This window comes from Hoeflea marina, from assembly GCF_003182275.1.
Taxonomy (GTDB): Bacteria; Pseudomonadota; Alphaproteobacteria; order Rhizobiales; family Rhizobiaceae; genus Hoeflea; species Hoeflea marina.
Genome location: NZ_QGTR01000001.1, coordinates 935269 through 953054, shown reverse-complemented (window position 1 = coordinate 953054; position 17786 = coordinate 935269). Strand labels below are relative to the sequence as shown.

The 17786-nt window shown below is 64.1% G+C and carries 16 protein-coding genes; 2 read left to right on the top strand and 14 right to left on the bottom strand.

Features of this window, described 5'->3' with window-relative positions:
• Window positions 1-70: 70 nt before the first annotated feature.
• A complete protein-coding gene (locus DFR52_RS04230; RefSeq protein WP_210205758.1) occupies window positions 71-457 on the top strand; it encodes an ester cyclase in 387 nt (128 codons plus the stop codon).
• A gap of 15 nt (window positions 458-472) precedes the next feature.
• Here the strand turns inward: DFR52_RS04230 and DFR52_RS04225 are convergent, their stop codons facing one another.
• The 14 genes from DFR52_RS04225 to chvE all read right to left on the bottom strand — a co-directional run bounded on the left by DFR52_RS04225 (window position 473) and on the right by chvE (window position 16567).
• Window positions 473-829: a hypothetical protein gene (locus DFR52_RS04225; protein WP_110030626.1), complete on the bottom strand. Its 357-nt coding sequence runs from the start codon at window positions 827-829 to the stop codon at window positions 473-475.
• Window positions 830-875: 46 nt separating this feature from the next.
• Window positions 876-2678: a tetratricopeptide repeat protein gene (locus DFR52_RS04220; RefSeq protein ID WP_110030625.1), complete on the bottom strand. Its 1803-nt coding sequence runs from the start codon at window positions 2676-2678 to the stop codon at window positions 876-878.
• A gap of 176 nt (window positions 2679-2854) precedes the next feature.
• Window positions 2855-3028 carry a hypothetical protein gene (locus DFR52_RS24565; RefSeq protein ID WP_170132211.1) on the bottom strand — a complete coding sequence of 58 codons (174 nt, stop codon included), beginning with the start codon at window positions 3026-3028 and terminating at the stop codon, window positions 2855-2857.
• 202 nt (window positions 3029-3230) lie between these two features.
• The gene (locus tag DFR52_RS04210) at window positions 3231-3980 is read right to left on the bottom strand and encodes a FadR/GntR family transcriptional regulator (protein ID WP_110030623.1); all 750 of its coding nucleotides are present in this window, start codon (window positions 3978-3980) and stop codon (window positions 3231-3233) included.
• Window positions 3973-4959 (bottom strand): galactofuranose ABC transporter, permease protein YjfF, encoded by a 987-nt coding sequence (yjfF, locus tag DFR52_RS04205; protein ID WP_110030622.1) that lies wholly within the window; start codon window positions 4957-4959, stop codon window positions 3973-3975. Before yjfF ends, DFR52_RS04210 begins: the two co-directional genes overlap by 8 nt.
• Window positions 4956-5960 (bottom strand): ABC transporter permease, encoded by a 1005-nt coding sequence (locus tag DFR52_RS04200; protein WP_110030621.1) that lies wholly within the window; start codon window positions 5958-5960, stop codon window positions 4956-4958. The genes yjfF and DFR52_RS04200 overlap by 4 nt, the downstream gene beginning before the upstream one ends.
• Window positions 5957-7480, bottom strand: coding sequence for a sugar ABC transporter ATP-binding protein (locus DFR52_RS04195; protein ID WP_110030620.1), 1524 nt, complete (start codon window positions 7478-7480; stop codon window positions 5957-5959). The genes DFR52_RS04200 and DFR52_RS04195 overlap by 4 nt, the downstream gene beginning before the upstream one ends.
• 104 nt (window positions 7481-7584) lie before the next feature.
• A complete protein-coding gene (gene ytfQ / locus DFR52_RS04190; RefSeq protein ID WP_110030619.1) occupies window positions 7585-8547 on the bottom strand; it encodes a galactofuranose ABC transporter, galactofuranose-binding protein YtfQ in 963 nt (320 codons plus the stop codon).
• A 451-nt stretch (window positions 8548-8998) separates the two neighbouring features.
• Complete coding sequence (locus tag DFR52_RS04185) at window positions 8999-9934, bottom strand: Gfo/Idh/MocA family protein (RefSeq protein ID WP_280954177.1); 936 nt, start codon at window positions 9932-9934, stop codon at window positions 8999-9001.
• Window positions 9921-11663: an L-arabinonate dehydratase gene (gene araD, locus DFR52_RS04180; RefSeq protein ID WP_110030617.1), complete on the bottom strand. Its 1743-nt coding sequence runs from the start codon at window positions 11661-11663 to the stop codon at window positions 9921-9923. Before araD ends, DFR52_RS04185 begins: the two co-directional genes overlap by 14 nt.
• 14 nt (window positions 11664-11677) lie before the next feature.
• Window positions 11678-12670: an AraD1 family protein gene (gene araD1 / locus DFR52_RS04175; RefSeq protein ID WP_110031125.1), complete on the bottom strand. Its 993-nt coding sequence runs from the start codon at window positions 12668-12670 to the stop codon at window positions 11678-11680.
• Window positions 12671-12675: 5 nt separating this feature from the next.
• A complete protein-coding gene (gene mmsB, locus DFR52_RS04170) occupies window positions 12676-13884 on the bottom strand; it encodes a multiple monosaccharide ABC transporter permease (protein ID WP_425351130.1) in 1209 nt (402 codons plus the stop codon).
• 13 nt (window positions 13885-13897) lie between these two features.
• On the bottom strand, window positions 13898-15412 hold the full coding sequence (gene mmsA, locus DFR52_RS04165; protein ID WP_110030616.1) for a multiple monosaccharide ABC transporter ATP-binding protein: 1515 nt from the start codon (window positions 15410-15412) through the stop codon (window positions 13898-13900).
• A 78-nt stretch (window positions 15413-15490) separates the two neighbouring features.
• Window positions 15491-16567 carry a multiple monosaccharide ABC transporter substrate-binding protein gene (gene chvE, locus DFR52_RS04160; RefSeq protein ID WP_210205757.1) on the bottom strand — a complete coding sequence of 359 codons (1077 nt, stop codon included), beginning with the start codon at window positions 16565-16567 and terminating at the stop codon, window positions 15491-15493.
• Window positions 16568-16780: 213 nt separating this feature from the next.
• On the opposite strand from chvE, the gene DFR52_RS04155 reads away from it, so the two are divergent.
• Window positions 16781-17767 carry a LysR family transcriptional regulator gene (locus DFR52_RS04155; protein ID WP_158284850.1) on the top strand — a complete coding sequence of 329 codons (987 nt, stop codon included), beginning with the start codon at window positions 16781-16783 and terminating at the stop codon, window positions 17765-17767.
• Window positions 17768-17786: the final 19 nt, after the last annotated feature.

The following is a 17786-nucleotide window of genomic DNA, read 5'->3' as shown; positions in this document are numbered from 1 at the left end:
GCAGATTCGCTCTGGACGCGGGCTGAGCACTGCCTACCTTGTGCCTGACCGTAGCTGAATGGAGACCCCGTTGCCGAAGGCCGAGCTCGAACGCATCTATCGCCGATACATCGACTGCCTCAACGCCCGGGACTGGAACAACCTCGACCGCGTCGTCGGAGAGGACGTCCATTACAATGCCGAGCGCGTCGGGCTTTCCGGTTACCGGGCAATGCTGGAACGCGATTTCCGCGCCATTCCGGACCTCCGCTTCAACATCGGCCTGATCGCCTGCGATCCGCCGCATGTCGCAAGCCGGCTGCTGTTCGACTGCACCCCGGTGGGCGAGCTGTTCGGCCTGCCGGTGAACGGGCGGCGAGTGTCGTTCTCGGAAAATGTCTTCTATCAATTCCGCGAGCGGCGCATCGCGGCGGTATGGTCGGTCATCGACAAGGCAGCAATTGCCGCGCAGCTCTGACCGGCCGCGCCGATGTCAGTCTTTCGGCACCATGGTCAGACGCGAGATCTTGTCGATCAGCGCGGCATTGAGCAGGCTGCGGAACTTGACGTTGATGGTGTACTGGCCCTGGCTTCGCACGGCGCCGAGCACCTTGGAGCCGAGCCCGGGGATGATGACATAGGCGTCTTCCAGCCGGGTGGGGAAGTAGTCGCTCGTCAGAAGCGCCCCATCCTCGCAGATGTTGACGAGCCATGCGGGAACCTGGCTGCGCTCGGTCTCACCGCGCCTGCGGACATGGGTGATCACCGGACAATTGGCGTCGCGGCGAAAGTAGACCCGACGGTCGGATCTCTCTCCCAGTTGCGTCAGCGCGTGGCTCTTCATCTTCATGGCGTATCCCGTGGCAACGGCCCGGTCCCAGCATGCTCGCTTTGCGCTAAGGAAGTGTTGACGGCGGCGGGCGCGATTGCCCTGGCGGCCTCGGCTTCCATTCCCGCAGGCGCCGTTCCGCTTCGGCCAACAGCCCGGCGTCCAGAGTCTGCCTGAGATACAAAAGCCGGAGCCAGGCCTGGCCCGGCTTCTTCATCGAGGCCAGCGCCAGCCACATATAGGCTGCGACATTGTCGCGCGGAACGCCGCGCGCGGTGTTGTAGGAGACGCCAAGCTGGTACTGGGCGTCGGCGTCATCCAGTTCCGCGGCGATGCGCCACCAGTGCAGCGCCGTTGCCACGCTTCTTTCCACGCCCTCGCCCTCGGCATGGATCTGTGCGAGGTGATTGATCGAGTAGATGTTGCCCTGGGCCGCGGCGGCCTGGAAGTAGTGCAACGCCTTCTCCATGTCAGGCTCCACGCCATAGCCATACTGGTAGGCGTCGCCCATGTTTGCCTGCGAAGCGACAACGCCCTTGTCGGCGGCTTTCAGGTCCCATTTGACCGACTCGGCAATGTCCTCCGCGACGACCTGGCCGTTTCGATAGAGAAAAGCGAGGTCGGCCTGGGCATCGGCGTAGCCCTGCTCGGCCGACAGCCGCCACAACCGGGCCGCTTCCGCATAATCCTGGTCTATCTTGGTGCCGAAATAATAGAGCTTGGCCAGATTGTACTGTGCAACTTCGTTGTCCTGCTCCGCCGACGCGCGGTACCATTTGATCGCCTCCGCGCTGTCCTGAGGCACGCCGCTGCCCTCCATGTAGAGAACGCCCAGATTGTTCCTGGCCATCGAGTGCTCCTGATCGGCGGCGAGCCGGTACCATTTGGCGGCCTCGGCGGGCGCCGGGCTTATTCCCAGTCCGACATCGTAGAAGTAGCCGACCGCGAACTGGCCGTCGCGATCCCCCATGTCCGCCGCCTCCTTGTACCACTGGAACGCGGCAAGGTAGTCCTGTTCGAGGCCGCTGCCGGACTCATAGAGCCGGGCGAGCCCTGTCATGCCGCGGGAATTGCCGCCCTCGGCGGACTTGCGGTACCAGGATTCCGCCATTGCGTAGTCCTGCGGCACGACGACGCCGCCGGCGTAGAAATCGCCCAGATTGGCCTCGGCCATGTGGTTGGCCTGGGCAGCCGAAAGCCTGAGGTAGCGCACCGCCGCGTTGAGGTCGATTTCCGTTCCCGTGCCGTAGAGATAGTCCATGGCAAGGTTGTTCTGCGCCTGCCCGTGGCCGGCATCGGCGGCCAGCTTGTAGAGGCGGAAGGCCTCGAAGGCGTCGACGGGAACGCCGCGCCCGTTGTCATGGATGATGGCGAGGGCAAACTGTCCGTCGGCATCGTTGTCGTCTGCGGCGCGAGCATACCAGTGCCGGGCCTGGCCCAGGTCCGGTTCCACGCCGTAGCCGTAATAATAGCAGTGGCCGAGATAGACATAGGCGGGCACATGGCGGTGGCTGGCAGCCGTGCTGAGCCATTTCAGAGCTTCGGTATCATCCACCTCGACGCCGTCGCCGAAATAGTAGGAGATGCCAAGCTCGAATTCGGCGGCGGGATGGTGCTGGTTGGCGGCGAGCCGAAACCATTTGACCGATTCGGCGAGGTCGACGCGAAAACCGTCTTTCCGGTAGGCGTAGCTGTGGCCGAGCTGGTACTGCGCCTCGGCGTCGCCCGCCTCGGCCGCCTGTTCCCACAGGCGCGCCTGGCGCGAAAGGGCGACAGCGCCGACAGTTCGAGGATTTTCGGTTTCTCGGGCCTGGGTGAGGCCGGACGTGAGCATTGCCAACACCAGTGCAGCCGCTATCCGTCCGCCCATTCCCGCCCCCTTCGGCGCCTGCCGTCTTCCGCAACCGTTACGCTAGCAATTAATTATATATGCCTGTGGAATTGCAAGGTAAATCGCCGCCGGCCGATGCAGGGACAGCTGAAAACGCAAACCGCGGCGGCATCAGGGATGCACGCCGCGGCCGCGGGAGGGCAGGTCGATGGGAATCAGTTGACCTTGGGCAGAGTGATTTCGACGTCCACGGTCTTGGAGTTGGAAAAGCCGCCATTGTAGAGATAGAAGCCGCCGACGATGAGAACGACGGCCAGAATGGTGGCGATGAACCAACCGCTCGCGCCGCCGCCGCCGGTCTTGATGATCGTGGTCTTGTCTTCTGTCATGTGCATAATCCCTGTATGGCCGGAACTGTTTCCGGGTCTCGCACTCACAATCCGCGGCGCGTTGATTGGTTCCGTATTTGCTGATCAAAAGAATGCTCAGATGAGCCGGTGACTGCGAAGATCGTGCCGGGACTGTCGCGGAATGGCAGGCACGAGGCGGCGTGGACCGGCCGATCCCGCCGTGGCGGGACCACGTCCATCTTCAGGCGGCGGGCGGCCCGGGCAGGGCGGCGGCAAGCGCGCTGCGGATGATGCCCGAGATTTCGTTGCAGGCGGCGTCGGGGTCGGATGCCTCGATCGCAAGGGCCAGCCGGTGGTGGGCCTCGTAGGCGGCGACGCGGCGGCTGCGGCCGTGATCCGCGCCGGCATCGGCGGCGATCGTCAGAGTCACCGCAAGCTCGACCATGCCGCCGATGGAGCGCAGAAACGGATTGGCGGAGGCCTCGGCGATCGTGCGGTGAAATTCGAGTTCGGCCAGCGCGAAGGGCTCGACGGCGTCGAACGACATTTCCATCTGGTGGGCCCAGTATTTGAGCAGGCGGATATGGTCGGAATTGCGGTGGCGGGCGGCGAGATCGGCCGCGCGCAACTCCAGCGCCAGCCTGGTGTCGAACAGGCTGGCGATGAAATGCCTGTCCGGCTCGGCCTCGAAATGCCAGGACAGCACCTGGGCGTCGAACAGGTTCCAGCGGTTGCGCGGCAGCACCCGGGTCCCGACCTTTGGGCGGGCCTCGACCAGCCCCTTGGCCTCGAGCGTCTTCAGCGCCTCGCGCAGCACCGTGCGAGAGACGCCGTACTCGCTCATCATGGCCGCGTCATTGGGCAGGATCGAGCCGATGGGAAACCGCCCCGAAACGATGCCTACGCCGATATCGTTGATTACATAGGAGTGGAAATTGCGCGCCGCGAGCCGCCCCGAAAGAGAACGGATCAGGCTGCCGGCTTCACTCATGCTTCAATTTCCTGACATGCTTGAGCTTCGGCGCCGAGGACGAGAAGATCACCCGTTGCAGAACGATAAACAAAAACAGCAACATGCCGATCACGATCTTGGTCCACCAACTCGAAAGCGAGCCGTCGAAGATTATGTAGGTCTGCACCAGACCCTGCAGCATGACGCCGACAAAGCTGCCGAAGATGAAGCCGTATCCACCGGTCAGCAACGTGCCGCCGATGACCACCGCCCCTATGGCGTCGAGTTCGACGCCGACGGCTGCCAACGGATAGCCCGCCGAGGTGTAGAGCGAGAAGACGACACCGGCAAGACCTGCAAGGAAGCTCGACAGCGTGTAGACAAGAATGGTGGTGCGCGCCACCGGTACGCCCATCAGCGAAGCAGATGTGGCATTGCCGCCGAGCGCATAGACATAGGAGCCGAATTTGGTGCGGTGGGCAAGAATGGCGCCGATGACGAAGACCAGCAGCATCAGGCCGCCGATGAAGCTGATGCGGCCGCCGCCGTCGAGCTTGATGTAGAGCGTCGAGATGAACGAGTAGAATTCGTGGTTGACCGGGATCGAATCCTGGGTGAGCACGGAGGCTGCGCCGCGGGCGAGAAACATGCCGGCCAGCGTGACGATGAAGGACGGCACCTGCAGGAAATGGATGGCGCAGCCCATCAGCGCGCCGAAAGCGGAGGCGACGACCAGCGCGATGGCGAAGGCAATCAGCGGATGGACCGAAAACCAGCTGACCAGCACGGCGACGAGCACGCCGGTGAAGCCGATTACCGCTCCCACCGAGAGATCTATGCCGCCCGATATGATGACGAAGGTCATGCCGACGGCGGTGATGCCGAGGAACGCGTTGTCGGTGAGAAAATTGCCCAGCACGCGGGTCGAGAACATGTTGGGGAACTGTGCCACGCTGAGCCCATAGGCGATGATGAAGATGATCGTGGTGGCCGCCAACGGCCTGAGACTGCGGTTCATGGCGTGCTCCGCTTGCCGGCATTGCGACGGCTGAAGATCAACAACTGCTGGGCGATCGGCGACTGCAGGACGAGGATGAGGATGATGACACCCGCCTTGACGATCAGGTTGAACTCGGGCGGGAAGCCGGAGACCAGGATCCCGGTGTTCATGGCCTGGATGATGATCGCGCCGATGACCGCCATGGGAATGGAAAAGCGGCCGCCGAGCAACGAGGTGCCGCCAATGACGACGGCGAGGATGGCATCGAGCTCAAGCCAGAGGCCGGAATTGTTGGCGTCGGCGCCGCGGATGTCGGCGGCCACGATGATTCCGGCGACTGCGGCGCAGAAACCCGAAAGAGCATAGACTGAAATCAGCAGCATGCGAGAGCGGATGCCGGCGAAGGTCGCCGCCGAGCGATTGATGCCGACGGCTTCGATGAACAGCCCGATCGCGGTCCTCCGCACCGCCAGCGTCACCGCGATCATCAGCACCAGGGCGATGACCGCCGCCATCGGGAAGCCGAGAAACGAGCCGGTTCCCATGAAGATGAGATGCGGATCGGAGAAGGTGACGATCGAGCCCTCGGTGATCAGCTGCGCCAGGCCTCGCCCGGCCACCATCAGCACGAGGGTGGCGATGATCGGCTGGATGTCGAGAAGGGCCACGAGCAGGCCGTTCCAGACTCCGCACAATGTGCCGACCGCAAGCGCCACGACGATCGCGGTGAAAGCCGAATAGCCGTCCACGACCATGGTGGCGGCCACCGCGCCGGCCACCGCCATCACCGCGCCGACCGAGAGGTCGACGCCCTTGGTGGCGATCACCACCGTCATGCCGACGGCGAGGATGGCCACCGGCGCGCCGCGGTTCAGCACGTCGATGAGGCTGCCGAAGAAGCGGCCGTCCTGCCAGGCGATATCGAAAAAACCGGGAAACAGAAACCAGTTGAGGAGAAGAACGCCGGCCAGCGCGACGGTCTGCGCATTGAGGATGCGCATAAGGGGATGGCGTCTCATGATGCGATGGCCTCGTCGCTCTGGTTGGCGATTGCCTGGACAATGACCGAGGGATTGATGTTCTCGCCGCGCAGCTCGGCGACCAGTTCCCGGTCACGCATGACGACGATGCGGGACGAATAGGCAACCACCTCGTCAAGTTCGGAGGAGATCACGACCAGCGCCATGCCGTCGTCGCGCAACCGGTTGATGGTGCGGACGATCTCGGCGTGAGCGCCGACGTCGATGCCGCGGGTGGGCTCATCGAGGATGAGAAAGCCCGGATCGGTGGCAAGCCAGCGGGCCAGGATCACCTTCTGCTGGTTGCCGCCGGACAGCAGCTTGATCGGCATGTCGGGGGAGGCGGCGCGGATATCGAGCATCTCGGCAAACCGGCCGGCGATCTCGAGCTGGTCGTCGCGGTTGAGAGCCCTGAACCATCCGAGCTTGCCCTGCAGTGCGATGACGATGTTCTCCCGCACCGACAGGTCGCCGATGATGCCGTCGGCCTTGCGGTCCTCGGGGCAGAAGCCGAAGCCGTGGGCGATCGCGTCGGAGGCGGACTGGATGCTCACCGGCGTGCCGTTGAGCCGGATTTCGCCCGAATCGGCCGGGTCGATGCCGAACATGATGCGCGCCATTTCCGTGCGCCCAGAGCCGAGCAGGCCGGCCACTCCGATGACCTCGCCCTTGTGGATGTCGAGCGAGAAGGGCTGCAGGCTACCCGTCCGACCGGTTCCCCTGAAGCTGACGAGAAGCTCGCCGACTTCGCGCTCTCCGACCGCCGACGTGCCGCCCGAAAAGGAAATGTCCTTGCCGAGCATCATCCGCACCACGTCCGTCCGGCTCATCTCGGTGAGCGGCTCCGTGCCGATCAGCCGCCCGTTGCGCAGGATAGTCACGCGGTCGGCGATGGCGAAGACCTGGTCGAGAAAATGGGTGATGAAGACGATTGCCAGGCCCCGCGCCTTGAGGTCGGCGATGACCTCGAAGAGCTTTTCCACCTCATTGCGGTCGAGGCTGGCGGTGGGTTCATCGAGAATGAGCACCTTGCCTGAGAGTTCAACGGCGCGCGCTATGGCGACGATCTGCTGGACGGCGACGGAATAGGCGCCCAGTTCGGCGCGCGGATCGATATCGTCGAGCCCGTATCGTGCCAGGAGCTCGGTCGCCTCGCGCTCGATGCGCCGCTTGTCGACCATGCCGAAGCGGGTCGGTTGACGGCCGAGAAACAGGTTTTCGGCCACCGAACGGTTGGGAAGCAGGTTGACCTCCTGGTAGACGGTGCCGATGCCGTGCGCCTGCGCATGCAGAGGATCGCGAAAGCTGACCGGACGGTCCTCCAGCAGGACTTCGCCGGCATCGGGATGATAGGCGCCGGTGAGGATCTTGATCAGCGTCGATTTGCCGGCGCCGTTCTCGCCCAGAAGCGCGTGCACCTCACCGGGACGAAGCGCGAAATCGATGTCCTGCAGGGCGGTGTGCTCGCCGAAATACTTGCAGATGCCGCGCGCCTGCAAGGTGTAACTGGTGTCGGCCATCGATCCCCCTCCCGGCATCATTGCGCAACTATTCCCGCTTGCGCATCCACGCGCAAGCGGTTCCGCCGGACGGGCCGGCGGAACCGATCTCGATTCTGGCGCTCCTAGTAGCCGAGACCCTTGCGGGTGTCGTATTCACCCTGCGGATTGTCCGCCGGGGTGTAGAGCTTGGATTCGGTGATGATGAACTTCTCCGGCTTGGTGCCGTCCTTGAGATAGGCGGCCAGGACGTCGAAGGCCGGGCCGGCCATGTTCGGGGTCAGTTCGACGGTGGCGTTGGCTTCGCCGGCGACCATGGCCGCGAAGATGTCCGGAACCGCATCGATGGACACCACGTAGATGTCGGAGCCGGGCTTGAGGCCGGCATCCTTCATGGCCTGGATGGCGCCCACTGCCATGTCGTCATTGTGGGCGTACATGGCGCAGATGTCCTTGCCGCCATTCTCGGCCTTGATGAAGCCTTCCATGACTTCCTTGCCCTTCGAGCGAGTGAAGTCGCCGGTCTGGCTGCGCGCGATGGTGATGTTGGCATGGCCGGCAATGGCTTCCTCGAAGCCCTTCTTGCGGTTGATCGCAGGCGTCGAACCGACGGTGCCCTGGAGCTCGACCACCTTGCATTCCTTGTCGCCGACGGTGTCGACGAGCCACTGGCCGGCAACGCGGCCTTCCTTGACCTGGTCGGATGCGACGGAGGCGAGATAGAGGTCTTCGGACGCGTCAACGCCCCGGTCGAGCAGCACCACGGGGATGTCGGCTTCCTTGGCTTCGGTCAGCACGTCGTCCCAGCCGGTGGCGACCACGGGAGCCACCAGGATGGCGTCGACGCCCTGGGCGATGAAGCCGCGGATCGCCTTGATCTGGTTTTCCTGCTTCTGCTGCGCGTCGGCGAACTTGAGATCGATGCCGCGTTCTTCCGCCTGCTGCTTGGTGACCGAGGTTTCGGCTGCGCGCCAACCGGATTCGGATCCGATCTGCGAGAAGCCGACCGTCATTTCCGCGGCGAGCAGGGGTGTGGACAAGGCTGTGGCAATGCTTGCGGCGAGCGCAAGCCTGGCGAGTATTGACATGATTTCTTCCTCCCAAAGGCGCCGGCATGATCCATCCATACTCGGCGTGACTGGACGCTAGCAAAAGTACTATTATATGTAAAGTGGATTGTCGGGCAGCGCCGGGGATCGCCGAAGGAACTGAATCCGCGCCGCGCCGCGTTGCGCCCACAAAATCCACCTCCTAAATAAATCGTGCAAAATCAGATAGGTATTGAGAGAGACGTGGTCTCGTTGGCGCCGCAAGCAGCGAGGGAGTGCCGATATGGCCGCCCGAAGCCGGCGGCGCGGGAGTGCTATTCCCACCTGCGAGATGCGAAGGCGGAATTGCTGCATTGCACTATAAATGAGTATTGGGCGTGAGCGTGACGGCAAACGGCGAAGTTGTAATCCGCCGCACACAAATCACGCGGCCGGCAGAAGCATGGCGATCAAGATCTGCTCCGGTCTGGACTTGGAGCTCAGCCCGACTTCATTCGTGGAACGCATCGACCTCATGACGGCGGCCGACGAGGAACGCGTCGGCGACATGGCGAAGCGGCGACACATCGACATCGATCCGTCCGGCGGCCAGAAGCTCGGCGAAATGCTCGTAGATTGCCGGATACTCGCGGTCCGGCCCGGACACGGCGGGTTCGCCGTCGATGGTCAGCCTGCTGCCACCTTCCGACAGGAGCAGCGAGCCGGCATCGGTTTCGACGGCAATGTCCCAGGTCTGATGGCCTTCGTGGCGCCAGTCGAACTCCGCCGTCACCGTGGCCCCGAACGGATCGGCGAACTCCAGCCGCGCGGCGATCGGTGTCTGGCAGTTGGACGGAAAATCGAGATCCGCCGATGCGACGTGCACCGGGTGCGGCATGATGCGGGTGAGGATGGAAAGCGCATTGATGCCGGGATCGAAGACGCCGACATTGCCGGCATTCCAGATCCAGGCCTGGCCCGGATGCCAGCGACGGACATCTTCCTTCCAGACGATCCGGACCGATCGGATTCGGCGCGGGGCAAGCCAGTCGCGGGCCGGTTCCACACCGAGCGCATGCCTGGAATGCCAGGTGGCGTAAAGTGTCAGACCGCGCTCGCGGGCCTCGCCGACCAGGGTCTCCACCTCCGTCAGCGTGGCGCCAGGGGGCTTCTCCAGGAGGACGTGGCGCCCGGCGCGCAGGGCTGCCATCGCCATGTCGAAGCGGACGGCGGGCGGTGTGCACAAGGCTAAGGCGGTGATATCCGGACGCTTCAGCAGCATCGCGTCGAGCGCGTTGTAGTGCTCGACGCCATCGACCCGGGCATGACGGCTGACGGCCGCGCAAAGGGTGAAATTCGGATTGTGCTCTATCGACGGCATGTGCTGGTCGCGGGCTATCTTGCCGACCCCGACGATGGCGATGCGCGTCGGTTCAGTGGCTTTCACGGCCCACTGCCTTCCCGCGCCTGCCCTTGAGGATGTCGAAATCGGCGCCCAGATCCGCGCCTTCGACATGGTTGTGGTAGAGCGCCTCGTAGCCGCTGATCGGACGGTGGATCGACGGCGCCCAGGCGGCGAGCCGGCGCTCGAGTTCGGCGTCGGTGATGTCGAGATGCAGGCGGCGGCCGGGCACGTCGATCTCGATCATGTCGCCCGACTGCACCACCGCCAGCGGTCCGCCAACAGCGGCCTCGGGCGATGTGTGCAGCACCACGGTGCCGTAGGCGGTGCCGGACATGCGGGCGTCTGAAATCCGCACCATGTCCTTGATGCCCTTCTTGAGGACCTTGGGCGGCAGGCCCATATTGCCGACTTCGGCCATGCCGGGATAACCCTTCGGCCCGCAGTTCTTCATCACCATGATGCAGGTTTCGTCGATGTCGAGCGCGTCATCGTTGATCTTCGCCTTGTAGTCGTCGATGTCCTCGAAGACGACCGCGCGGCCGCGATGCTGCAGGAGGTGAGGCGAGGCGGCGGACGGCTTGAGAACGGCGCCGCGTGGGGCAAGATTGCCGCGCAACACGGCGATGCCGCCGGACTGGGTCAGCGCCTGCTCGACCGGCAGGATGACATCATCGTTCCAGTTCTTCACGCCTTCGATTTCCTCGGCGATTGTGCGGCCCGAAACGGTGAGGGCGTCGCCATGCAGCTTGCCGCCTTCGAGCAGCGACTTGAGCACCACCGGCAGACCGCCGGCATAGAAGAATTCTTCCATCAGATATTTGCCCGAGGGCTGCAGGTTGACGATGGTGGGAATGTCGCGGCCGAGCCGGTCCCAGTCGTCGAGCGTCAGGTCGACCTCGGCACGGCCGGCAATGGCCAGAAGGTGGATGACGGCGTTGGTCGAGCCGCCGATGGCGCCGTTGGCGCGAATGGCGTTCTCGAAGGCGGGCTTGGTCATGATGTCGGACGGCTTCAGGTCATCTTTCACCATGTCGACGATGCGGCGGCCAGTAAGCTGCGCCATCACCCGCCGACGTGAATCGACCGCCGGAATGGCGGCGTTGCCGGACAGGGCCATGCCGAGCGCCTCGGCCATCGAGGCCATCGTCGAGGCGGTCCCCATGGTGTTGCAGGAACCGGGCGAACGCGACATCGCCTGTTCGGCCTCGAGAAATTCGGCCTGGCTCATCTCGCCGGACTTGACCGCCTCCGACATCTGCCACAGCGCGGTGCCGGAACCGACGTCCTGGCCGCGCCACTTCCCATTGAGCATCGGCCCGCCGGTCACGACGATTGCCGGAATATCGACCGAGGCCGCGCCCATCAGCAGCGCCGGCGTGGTCTTGTCGCAGCCGACCATCAGCACCACGCCGTCGAGCGGATTGGCGCGCAGCGCCTCCTCCACATCCATGGCACAGAGGTTGCGGTAGAGCATGGCGGTGGGTCTGAGCGAGGCTTCACTCGGCGAGAACACCGGGAACTCCAGCGGCAGGCCGCCGGCCTCGTAGATGCCATGACGAACGCGCTCGGCGAGGTCGCGCAGATGCGCGTTGCAGGGCGTGAGTTCGGACCAGGTGTTGCAGATGCCGATGACCGGGCGGCCGTCGAACAGATCCTCGGGAAACCCCTGATTCTTCATCCAGGAGCGATGATAGATGTTGTCGCGGCTGGTTCCGCCATACCATTCCTGACTGCGGAGTTTGCGGGGCCACTGGGCTTTCTGGAAGGTCATGGGGTCGGCCTCGATTAGAGTGACGTGACGGCGACGGCGGCATTGGACCCGCTCGTCACCTCAAGTGAATTGCGCAACGGCAGGCCGAATCCCGCCGCCTCGATCTCGAATATATCACCATTCTCCGGCTTGATACCGGCGGCGAAGGAAAGAGTCGCCGTCCCGAACATGTGGACATGCACATCGCCCGGCTGGCGGAACAGGTCGTACTTGAAATGGTGATGCTCGAGATTGGCGAGCGTATGGCTCATATTGGCTTCGCCCGAGAGAAACGGCGCCTCGAATATCGTCGCATCGCCGCGCCGGATGCGGCTGGTGCCCTGGACGTCGTCGGGTAGGGCGCCCAGCCGGATTTCCGGACCGAAGCTTGCCGGCCTGAGCTTGGAATGGGCGAGATAGAGATAGTTCTGCCGTTCGGTAACGTGGTCAGAGAATTCGTTGGCGAGCGCGAAGCCGACGCGGCAGGGCCTGCCGTCGGAGGCGATCACATAGATGCCTGCGAGCTCAGGTTCCTCGCCGCCATCGAGCGCGAAGGTGGGGGAGACGAGGGCTGCACCGGGGCTCGCCAGCGAGGCGCCGGTGCCCTTGTAGAACCACTCGGGCTGCACGCCCACTTCTCCGGCCCTCGGCCTGCCGCCCTCGACGCCCATGCGGAACATCTTCATCGAATCGGTCATCTGCGCGGCAGCCTGCTCGCCGGCATGCATCGCATCCCGGGTGGAAGCCGAGCCCAGATGGGTCAGGCCGGTGCCGGTCAGGTGCAGGTGACTGGGATCGGGATGGGTGATCGGCGGCAGCACCCGGCCCTCGGAATAGGCGCGCGGCAGATCGACGGCCTCGGCGAGGCCGAGCGCCCCGATGTGGTCGGCGAGCGACGTGCCGGACTCCGCGCAGGCCATGGCAAGATCGTAGACCGAAGATGCCCCCTTGACGACAAAGGCCTCGGTGCCGGAGCGGGCCACCACCTGGATGCGGCCGTCACTGGTTCGGATCTGGGAAATCAGCATGGTCATCACGCTTTCTGCTTGTTGTAGACGTCGAAGACGACGGCGGCCAGCAGCACCAGGCCCTTGATGACCTGCTGGTAGTCGATGCCGATGCCGAGGATCGACATGCCGTTGTTCATCACGCCCATGATGAAGGCGCCGACCACGGCGCCGACAATCTTTCCGACCCCGCCCGACATGGAGGCGCCGCCGATGAAGACGGCGGCGATGACGTCAAGCTCGAAGCCGACGCCGGCCTTCGGCGTCGCCGAATTGAGCCGCGCGGTGACGATCATGCCGGCGAGTGCTGCGAGCACGCCCATGTTGACGAAGCAAAGGAACGTCAGCCGGTCGGCGTTGATGCCCGAGAGCCGCGCCGCCTTGAGGTTGCCGCCGATGGCGTAGATGCGTCGGCCGGTGACGGTGGATTCGGTGAAGAAGGCATAGATGACCGTCAGCACGGCCATCGACACGGCGACATTGGGGATGCCGCGGAAGGTGGCGAGCTTCCAGCCCACGAAGATCAGCGCAGCGGCGATCACTGCGTTGCGAATGACGAAGACGATCGTCGGCTCCTCGTTGATGCCGTAGGAGATGTTGCGCGTCCGGGTGCGCCAGCCCAGATAGATCAGCGCCGAGGCGGCGAGGACGGCGATCAGGATGGCCGTGACATTGGGCCGGCCGACGCCGAAGACATCGGTGATGAAGCCGGTCGACAGCGACTGGAAGGCCTTCGGAAACGGCCCCACATTGCGGCCGTCGAGCAGCCAGAGGGTTAGCCCGCGAAACACCAGCATGCCGGCCAGCGTGACGATGAAGGACGGGATGCGCCAGTAGGCGATCCAGTAGCCCTGCGCCGCGCCGATGAGACCGCCGACGACGAGGCAGGTGGGGACCACGACCCAGACCGGCAGGCCGTAATTGATCGTCAGCACTGCCGCCACCGCGCCGGTGAAGGCGGCCACCGAGCCCACCGACAGGTCGATATGGCCCGCGACGATCACCAGCAGCATGCCGAGCGCCATGATGATGACGTAGGAGTTCTGCAGGAAAAGGTTGGTGATGTTCTGGGCGACCAGGAAATCGATGCCGACCTGGGCCTTCACAAGCACGGAGAAGAAGATGACGATGGCGATCAGCGCCATCAGCATCCCGTATTCGCGCAGATGCGATCTCAGATAGACAAGGCCGGGATTTCCCGCCCGCCGCGCTTCACCTTCGGTCATTTCCGACATTGGCCGGCCTCCCTTAATTGCGCACGATGAGCGACATGATGCGCTCCTGGCTGGCTTCGTCGGCGGACAGTTCGCCGACCAGTGCGCCTTCGTTCATGACATAGATGCGGTCGCACATGCCGAGCAGTTCCGGCATCTCGGAGGAGATCATCACCACGCCGCGGCCTTCGGCGGCGAGCTTGTTCATGATCCCGTAGATTTCAAACTTCGCCCCGACGTCGATGCCGCGGGTGGGCTCGTCGAGGATGAGCACCTGCGGGCCGGTGAAGAGCCATTTCGACAGCACCACCTTCTGCTGGTTGCCGCCCGACAGGTTGACCACATGCTGGTGGACGCTCGGCGTGCGGATGTTCATGGCACCGCGATAGCCCTCGGCGATCTTCTGCTCCTCGGCCTCGTTGATGACGCCGTTGGCAGATATACCGGGAAGATTGGCAAGCGAGATGTTGCGCAGGATCGGGTCATCGAGCACCAGCCCAAGCCCCTTGCGGTCCTCGGTGACGTAGGCGAGGCCGGCGGCGACTGCGTCCTTTACGCGGCCGACTTCGGCCGGCCTGCCGCCGATCGTCACCGAGCCGGTGATGTCGCGGCCGTAACTCTTGCCGAAGATGCTCATGGCAAGCTCGGTGCGGCCCGAGCCCATCAGACCGGCGATTCCGACGATCTCGCCCTTGCGCACGTTGAAGGAGACGTTCTTGATCACCTTGCGGTCTGCGAGTTCGGGATGCCAGACGTTCCAGTTCTTGACCTCCATCAGCACTTCGCCGGGATTGCGCTTGCGCTCGGGGTAGCGGTGGGCCATGTCGCGGCCGACCATGTCGCGGATGATGCGATCCTCGGAAATCTCGTCGCGGGTCATGGTGCAGACGGTGGCGCCGTCGCGCAGCACGGTCAGCCGGTCGGCGACCTTGGCGACTTCGTTGAGCTTGTGGCTGATCAGGATCGAGGTGATGCCTTGCGCCTTGAGTTCGAGCAGCAGGTCGAGCAGTTTCTGGCTGTCGTTCTCCTGCAGCGCCGCGGTCGGCTCGTCGAGGATGAGCAGGCGCACGTCCTTGGACAGCGCCTTGGCAATCTCGATCAACTGCTGCTTGCCGACGCCCAGCTTCTCGACCATCGTGGTGGGTGCCTCGCGCAGGCCGACCTTTTCCAGCAGCGTCTCGGTGCGGGCGAAGGTCTCGGGCCAGTCGATGATGCCGTTCTTCGAGACTTCGTTGCCGAGGAACAGGTTTTCGGACACCGACAGCAGCGGTATCAGCGCCAGTTCCTGGTGAATGATGATGATGCCGACGCGTTCGCTGTCGGAAATTGTGTGGAAGGCGGCGGGCTTGCCGTCATAGACGACCTGGCCGTCATAACTTCCGGCCGGGTAGACGCCGGACAGCACCTTCATCAGCGTCGACTTGCCGGCGCCATTCTCGCCGACCAGGGCGTGGATTTCGCCTTCCTCGACGGTGAACGAAACCTGGTCGAGTGCCTTGACGCCCGGGAAGGTCTTGGTGATCGACTGCATTTCGAGAAGGGTGGCCATTGCGCTGTCCATCTGTGGCATGTCCAGCCCGCGGCAGTCGCCGCGGGCTGGAGGCGTCATGGTGCCTTTGGGGCGATGCTACTTGATCTGGTCGGCCGTGTAGTAGCCGGAGCCAATCAGGGTCTCTTCCCAGTTCGACTTGTCGACGGTGTGCGGCTCGAGCAGGTAGGACGGAACGACCTTGACGCCGTTGTCATAGGTCGAGGTGTCGTTGATCTCGGGTTCGCTGCCCGACAGCACCGCATCGACCATCTTGACGGTGACGCCGGCCAGTTCGCGGGTGTCCTTGAAGATCGTCGAGTACTGCTCGTCGGCGAGGATCGACTTGACCGACGGCACTTCGGCGTCCTGGCCGGTAACGATCGGCATCTTGAGGTCGCCCGAGCCGTAGCCGACGCCCTTGAGAGCCGACAGGATGCCGATCGACAGGCCGTCATAGGGAGACAGTGCGCCGTGGACCTGCTTGTCGCCATAGTTGGCCGAGAGCAGGTTCTCCATGCGCGACTGGGCTACCGCCCCATCCCAGCGCAGGGTGCCGACCTTGTCCATGCCCATCTGGCCGGATGGAACAGCCACATCGCCGGAATCGATCAGCGGCTGCAGGACCGACATGGCGCCGTTGTAGAAGAAGAACGCATTGTTGTCGTCGGGCGAACCGCCGAAGAGTTCGACGTTCCACGGCTTGACGTCCGGGAAGCGCTCCTTGAGGCCGGCCACCAGGCTGTTGGCCTGCAGCACGCCGACCTTGAAATTGTCGAAGGTGGCGTAATAGTCGACATTGCCGCTGTCGCGGATCAGGCGGTCATAGGCAATGACCTTGATGCCGGCGGCGGCGGCGTTGTCGAGCGCGTTCGACAGCGTGGTGCCGTCGATGGCCGCGATCACCAGCACCTTGGCGCCCTTGGTGATCATGTTCTCGATCTGGGCGAGCTGGTTGGGGATGTCGTCCTCGGCATATTGCAGATCGGTGGCGTAGCCGGCGTCGGTGAACTGCTTGACCATGGATTCGCCGTCTGAAATCCAGCGGGCCGAGGACTTTGTCGGCATGGCTATGCCGACGGTGCCCTTGTCTGCGGCAAACGACGGTGCGGCGAAGCTTGCGAAGGCAAAGGCCGCCACGGTTGCGGACATGAGTGTGCGTCTAGTCAATGACATGGGTAGTCCTCCCTTGTGTGGTCCCGCGAGGCGTCGTGCCGGTCGGGTCCGGATTGATGGCTGCATTGGCGCATGCCGGTATTGCTGCGGCTCCCGCGCAGCGCCTTTGGAAAGGTCGGAGCAGATAAGGCGCTATTGGTATTCCGGTCAAATATCGATAGAGCTGTTGGATATACCTGAATTGGTATGGCAATCGAAACGGTGGAGACCGCCATGACCACGAGATTTCCCCAGATGCGCGGCGACCTGATGCAGCGCGGCGTCAAGCTCGCCCATCTCAGGCTGATGGCGCAGCTGGCGGAGACCAACCAGATCTCGGCGGCTGCCGCGGCGATGAACATCTCGCAGCCGGCCGCCTCGCGGCTGGCTGCGGAACTCGAAAAGATCACGGGCGTCGAGCTCTATGTGCGCAATCCGCGTGGCGTGGAACTCACCGAACAGGGCAGGCGGCTGGCCGCACGGGCGCAGTCGATGGTGCAGGGGCTTCGGGATGCCGGCCGCGAGCTGGTGGAACTGGGCGAGGGCCAGGCCGGCAGCGTGACGATCGGATCGGTTTCGGGCGCGGCCATCGAACTGGTGCTGCCGTCAATCAAGCGGATGCGGGTGACCAATCCCGGCGTCGAGACCACCGTCAACGTCGACATCAGCGATGTGTTGGCCAAGGACCTGCTCGCCAACAGGCTGGATTTCTACATCGGCCGGGTTCCGGCCCAGTCGGACCGACGGCTGTTCTCGGTCAGCGTCATCGGCGAGGAACCGATGGTGCTGGTGGTGCGGCGGGACCATCCGCTGGCCCATGCCAGCCATGTCACCTTGTCTGATTGCGTCGGTTACGACTGGGTGATGCAGGGGCAGGGCGGCCTGCTGCGCCGAACCGTCGACGACTATCTGATCGCCCAGGGACTGCCGCTGCCGCAGAAGGTGCTCAACACCGCCTCGGTGCTCTTGACGCTCGCCACCGTGATGGAGACCAACGCAATCGCGCCGATGGCGCGCGCGGTGGCCGAGATCTTTGGCGGCGACCGAGGTTTTGACGGCCGCACTGTCGCGCTTGCCGTGGCGCCGGACCTGGCGGTGTCGCCGTTCGCGCTGGTCCGGCGCGCCCACGACGAGCTGTCGCCGGCGGCGCGCACCTTCCATGCCTATCTGGCGGATCTGGGCCGCGCCTATGCGGCGCGGCTGGCGGGGAAGAGCGGCTGAGCCGGCCGGCCCGACGACG

Excerpts from the sequence above, each read along its gene's own strand:
- araD1 (WP_110031125.1), bottom strand. The coding sequence starts at position 12,670 with ATGCTGATTTCCCAGATCCGAACCAGTGACGGCCGCATCCAGGTGGTG.
- yjfF (WP_110030622.1), bottom strand. The coding sequence starts at position 4,959 with ATGAACCGCAGTCTCAGGCCGTTGGCGGCCACCACGATCATCTTCATC.
- DFR52_RS04155 (WP_158284850.1), top strand. The coding sequence starts at position 16,781 with ATGACCACGAGATTTCCCCAGATGCGCGGCGACCTGATGCAGCGCGGC.
- DFR52_RS24565 (WP_170132211.1), bottom strand. The coding sequence starts at position 3,028 with ATGACAGAAGACAAGACCACGATCATCAAGACCGGCGGCGGCGGCGCG.
- araD (WP_110030617.1), bottom strand. The coding sequence starts at position 11,663 with ATGACCTTCCAGAAAGCCCAGTGGCCCCGCAAACTCCGCAGTCAGGAA.
- DFR52_RS04200 (WP_110030621.1), bottom strand. The coding sequence starts at position 5,960 with ATGAGACGCCATCCCCTTATGCGCATCCTCAATGCGCAGACCGTCGCG.
- mmsA (WP_110030616.1), bottom strand. The coding sequence starts at position 15,412 with ATGGCCACCCTTCTCGAAATGCAGTCGATCACCAAGACCTTCCCGGGC.
- DFR52_RS04220 (WP_110030625.1), bottom strand. The coding sequence starts at position 2,678 with ATGGGCGGACGGATAGCGGCTGCACTGGTGTTGGCAATGCTCACGTCC.
- DFR52_RS04225 (WP_110030626.1), bottom strand. The coding sequence starts at position 829 with ATGAAGATGAAGAGCCACGCGCTGACGCAACTGGGAGAGAGATCCGAC.
- ytfQ (WP_110030619.1), bottom strand. The coding sequence starts at position 8,547 with ATGTCAATACTCGCCAGGCTTGCGCTCGCCGCAAGCATTGCCACAGCC.
- DFR52_RS04195 (WP_110030620.1), bottom strand. The coding sequence starts at position 7,480 with ATGGCCGACACCAGTTACACCTTGCAGGCGCGCGGCATCTGCAAGTAT.
- chvE (WP_210205757.1), bottom strand. The coding sequence starts at position 16,567 with ATGTCATTGACTAGACGCACACTCATGTCCGCAACCGTGGCGGCCTTT.
- DFR52_RS04210 (WP_110030623.1), bottom strand. The coding sequence starts at position 3,980 with ATGAGTGAAGCCGGCAGCCTGATCCGTTCTCTTTCGGGGCGGCTCGCG.
- mmsB (WP_425351130.1), bottom strand. The coding sequence starts at position 13,884 with ATGTCGGAAATGACCGAAGGTGAAGCGCGGCGGGCGGGAAATCCCGGC.